General features: G+C 42.1%; 5 protein-coding genes. 1 reads left to right on the top strand and 4 read right to left on the bottom strand.

Annotated features, from left to right (window positions below; all coding sequences use genetic code 11):
* Positions 1–377: 377 nt before the first annotated feature.
* The 4 genes from LUQ50_RS07140 to LUQ50_RS07125 all read right to left on the bottom strand — a co-directional run bounded on the left by LUQ50_RS07140 (position 378) and on the right by LUQ50_RS07125 (position 4,006).
* Positions 378–896: a flagellin gene (locus LUQ50_RS07140; protein WP_300038309.1), complete on the bottom strand. Its 519-nt coding sequence runs from the start codon at positions 894–896 to the stop codon at positions 378–380.
* A gap of 118 nt (positions 897–1,014) precedes the next feature.
* Positions 1,015–1,566: an archaellin/type IV pilin N-terminal domain-containing protein gene (locus LUQ50_RS07135; protein WP_300038306.1), complete on the bottom strand. Its 552-nt coding sequence runs from the start codon at positions 1,564–1,566 to the stop codon at positions 1,015–1,017.
* A gap of 334 nt (positions 1,567–1,900) precedes the next feature.
* Complete coding sequence (locus LUQ50_RS07130) at positions 1,901–3,007, bottom strand: HEAT repeat domain-containing protein (protein WP_300038303.1); 1,107 nt, start codon at positions 3,005–3,007, stop codon at positions 1,901–1,903.
* 18 nt (positions 3,008–3,025) lie between these two features.
* Positions 3,026–4,006, bottom strand: coding sequence for a hypothetical protein (locus LUQ50_RS07125; protein WP_300038300.1), 981 nt, complete (start codon positions 4,004–4,006; stop codon positions 3,026–3,028).
* A gap of 259 nt (positions 4,007–4,265) precedes the next feature.
* Between LUQ50_RS07125 and LUQ50_RS07120 the strand changes: the two genes are divergently transcribed.
* Positions 4,266–4,589 (top strand): acylphosphatase (locus LUQ50_RS07120; protein WP_300038297.1); only part of this gene is annotated, 324 nt, incomplete at its 3' end.

The following is a 4,589-nucleotide window of genomic DNA, read 5'->3' as shown; positions in this document are numbered from 1 at the left end:
TCCCTACATGGGCAAATACCCACATGGGTATGACTGAAATAACAGGAAGAAATAAACTATATGCTAACGAATTCCCACGAAAAGCGAAGTAATTTGTCATCTCACCAGTAAATAGATAACCATATTTTCCTTCATTTTCTAATAATTGGTCACCAGAATAGAGTTGAAACAATTGATTAGCACTAATCCATTCATCATTTATATATATAGCCGGTGAGGTTACCAAAAGAGAAATACAAAAACTAAAACAAAAAACACTAATTAACAGAAATAATTCTTTATTTTTAGAGAATGATATCATTAGATATCATTATTTTTATATATCTTTTAACTTTTCGGAATAAAGCGAAATCAGAAAAAACAAAAAAGAGATGGGATCAGATGATGATTCCACCGTTATATCCGTCTGCAAGAGTTCTGGATATAAGGGTTGCTGCACCAGTCTTTGGTTTAATTTCTAATGTAAACCGTTCACCAGCTCCTGGTAAATTACCGTTGGGTACGGTCAGTGTAACTTTCTTACGTCCGCCTGGATTAAGTTTACCTGTATCTGGAGTAATTCCAGTTGATGCAAGCTCCTGAACCTCTAAATTCTCCTTTGTCCAGAGATAGGTTACGTACTTAAGATCCTGAGTTTCGCCAGCTTCCGGAACCTTGATATAGAAAGTTAAAGCAGTCATCGAGGTCCCTCCGGCATTCATACTACCATAGAGTTGTCCATCAAGAATGATGTTAGAGGTCGACTGTTTCATACCTGCATAGGTCACTTCCTGGGACTTCTGGGTTGCAAAGAACCCTGCGCCCAGCATAACATATGAGAAGACTGCTGCAACGACAACGAATGCAATAAGCACAATTGCCGCTTCAAGACCAGTAAATGCTGAATCTTTCTTCATATACTTCACCACTCCCGGTTCACCCGGGACATCCACTTTATAGGAAGTATTAGCACTTATACCTGTCGATGGGAATATATATTTAAAAGAAGAATAATATAGATTTTTAAAAATAGAATTAATAAATTGACCCACCCTCATATCCACTAGCAAGGTACCGCTTTATAACTGTGGGGGATCCTCTCTTTGGTCTTAACTCAATCGAGAACCAGCCTCCGGCCGAAGGGCCCTGAACATCTGACAGTTTCACTTTACAATTCTGACCTGCTTTAAGTAGTTTTATTCCATCGGTATAGAAATGGTGACCATCATTCAGATCAGTTTCAGCCCATTCATAATCTTTCGGAGTCTGAATATTACTCTCCGTGTATGATATGATCATTTCGGTAAGATCCTGATCCAGCCCGGTATCCGGAATGTAAATCGAGAATGTCAACGTCTGTAACTGCCCTTTATATGTCCCGGAATCGTATAATGTTCCATACAATCCTCCCTGCTGGTACAATGAAGACTGCGAGGACTGCTGTCCTGCATGAACCTGTGTCTGATACTCCTGAGTAACATAGAACCCGGATCCCAATACCGTATAAGCAAACACTGCAGCCACAACCACAAAAGCTATCACAATTATTGCTGCTTCCAAACCGGTAAATGCGTCATCTTTTTGCATACTACCCTCCAATGAAGTCATATCTGTATTTATACAATATAAGTATTGCCTATTAGGACACAAAAAGATATTTACATTCTCTATTTGGGTATATTTCCGAGTGAATAATATTAAAAGAGAGAGACCCATATTTTTATATCCGACACCAGATATAATGTAGATATCCTCACCAACCAAAAAGAAGGATATAATCCCAGAATTCAAACCATTTATGAAACATCTATAGAGGATAAACTCCGGTATATCTTATTCTCACAACCCAGAATGAAGAATTGCTCAGGTGAAGAAGAGAAAACACCAATTAAAGAGGATGAACAGAAATCAATGGTCTGGTTTATATCTTCCCTTCGTCTATATTTTTTAGTTCCTCCGTTGCCCGAACGCGGACAGCACTATCTGAATCCTGCAAACAGCGTTTGAGAATTATCACGACTTCTTCAGGTTTTCCCAGTTTTGCCACGGCGCGAACAGCACGGAGACGAACCCCGGGATCGTTATCCTTCGTTGCCTGCACCAGGTACGGCACAACCGATTGATCTCCTATCCGGCCAAGGGTTTTTACTGCTTCTCTCCGGACATACGGAGAGGGATCAGACAATACCAATATCACCGGATCCAGGGAAGGTAATGAACCGGAGGATACACGGAGTGCAATCACCGATCCGATCCTGATCCTCCAGTCCTCATTTCCCAGGTTTTTCAGGAGATCGGGAATTGCATAATTCCCCAGGTGACCGAGGGCTTCTGCGGCTGCTTCCCGGACATACCGATCCTGGTCGGTTAAAACCTGGATCAGGGATTTCACCGGTTTATGTGAGCTGCTTTTTCCCAGTGCTTCCGCAGCAGCCCTCCGTACATAAGGGCTTTCATCCTGGAGAGACCTGATAAGGGGAAGAATTGCCCGTTCATCAGATAATCCCGAAAGTGCATCCACTGCTTCTTCCCGGTCATGTTCATCCGGGCTTTTCAGGGCACTTATTATTGCTTCAAACTCCCCGTAAAACCGATCCGATGAAGCAGTTTTTTCACTCCTTTCGATCAAATCAGTCAGTACTGCCTCAACCAGCCGCCGATCCTTGACATAGAGCAGAAGAACCATGATTGTTGCCAGATCAAGGCCCGTATACAGCATAACAAACGAGATACTGAACTGGTAACCAAATATCTCGGCAAAAATCCAGAATGAGATGATGGAGACCAGGATAATTCCAATCAGCCGGATACCGGATTTGGGATACCAGAGTGCCAGAAGAATAATAGGGATGAGATACAGGTGGGGGATAAAAACATAGATAAACCGAAAACCAGTCCAGGGACTTGCCCAGAGGACATAGATGGAAGCGAACAGTGAAACCAGGGCAAGCAATGCAATAAGCAAAACCTTGCCGGTTTCGATAGTACCCCGGTGATTGCTGATGAATACCAATATCCGGTCTAACACGGCTACTCTGCTTATAGGTTAAACTTCTCCAAAGATAGACATTCTGGCTTCTTTCTCAAATTCGTCCTGGTTTTTGAGTGCCTGTGACTGGTGTGCAGGAGATTCCCAGAAGTAATATTTTTCTATTTGCATGAGCCGAATCCACCGGTTTGTTATTTCCTCGCCAAATTGATATATCTGGAAATAGGTTTCAGGACGCGGACGTTCACAGCTTGATGCAACCTTGAGTTCTTTCAGGATATTGACCATCGCATCTCCGACCAGTTTCGTCTGGTACCAGGGATTTTTCTGCCATCGGTGGGTAAGCATCTCCATCAGGTTGAGATTCTTGAACTTCTTCAGTTCCGGGATATTTATCATCGGGTTGAGTTTCATTTCACTCATGACCTCGCCAAGCATGAGATCACGGGCAAAGAACATGCCGTTATGCATGACAAAATACCGCCGGGGAATATAATCCTTGAAAGATACCAGATCATGCATATCACGCATGCTCTCCTTCATAAGATAGTAGACTTGCGCGTTTCGCATCACCGGACAGAGTTTGGCGACAACCACATTCGCAAGCAGATTCCAGGGGAGATCGATAATGGACTCGTGAAAAAGCATGTAGAGATAAAACATTAACTTTTTCTTGATCCAAAAATCCAGATGACGGGTTTTTTCGTCTTTTAATACATCAAGATAGATCTGTTCCATACCGGAAGTTGCGGAATTCGCATCAAACGATAACACTTTATACGCATTATTCTTTGCCGCAGCACCTCTGAGAAGGAGCTTTATGGCATTTTGAGCGATAACAAAATCTTTCAGCATACCAATCTGCTGGTTTGAGAATGCTATCACATTCCGCGAACCCTGGAAACTGTACTGATCAAGAAGAACTCCTTTTCTGGGAGCATCCTGTTTCCTCTGAAGGGAGATAGAAGTCCCGAGGTATTCTTCAATATGATCGAGTAGTGATTGCAGGGAAGAGGATATCTCGTACTTATTTTCCATGAACTCAGGGAGTTATTTGATTATCATCGTATATGACGTCAGCGATGTGAAAGTGAGAAGATCAGTCTGACTAAAGACAGCCTTCATATTCATCTGCTATCAGAGAGCAATATATAGTATAATACAAAATGTTCTGGAATAATCCAGAACGTTTGCGTAATACTATGAAGCGCTTATGAATAGTAAGTTCTGAAATAATCTTCGTTTCACTTCGATTATTTAAAACTTTATGCTTTGCACTATAACAAACTGAGATTTCATGACACCTTCAACAGGAGTTTCTAACCAATCAATACGGTACACCATCCTGGTGAAAGGGTATGTGCAACGGGTAAGTTACCGGGATATCGTGGAACAGATAGCAAGAATCCATCATCTTACCGGCTATGTACAAAATCTGGAAGGATATGATGTAGGTATTGTTGTTGAAGGTTCCGAACCAGACCTGGAACAATTTGCCCGGGATATTATCATCACCAGAAAGCCAATTCACGTAGATTCGATTGATGTACATGAAGATCCGGCCACCGGAGAATATCCCTATTTTAAGATAAAAAGGGGTTCGCCGGATGAAGAACTCGGT

The sequence above is a fragment of the Methanospirillum sp. genome (assembly GCF_028679455.1).
Classification (GTDB): domain Archaea; phylum Halobacteriota; class Methanomicrobia; order Methanomicrobiales; family Methanospirillaceae; genus Methanospirillum.
The sequence above is the reverse complement of the archived record's forward strand: the minus strand, read 5'-3'. Positions and strand labels throughout refer to the sequence as shown.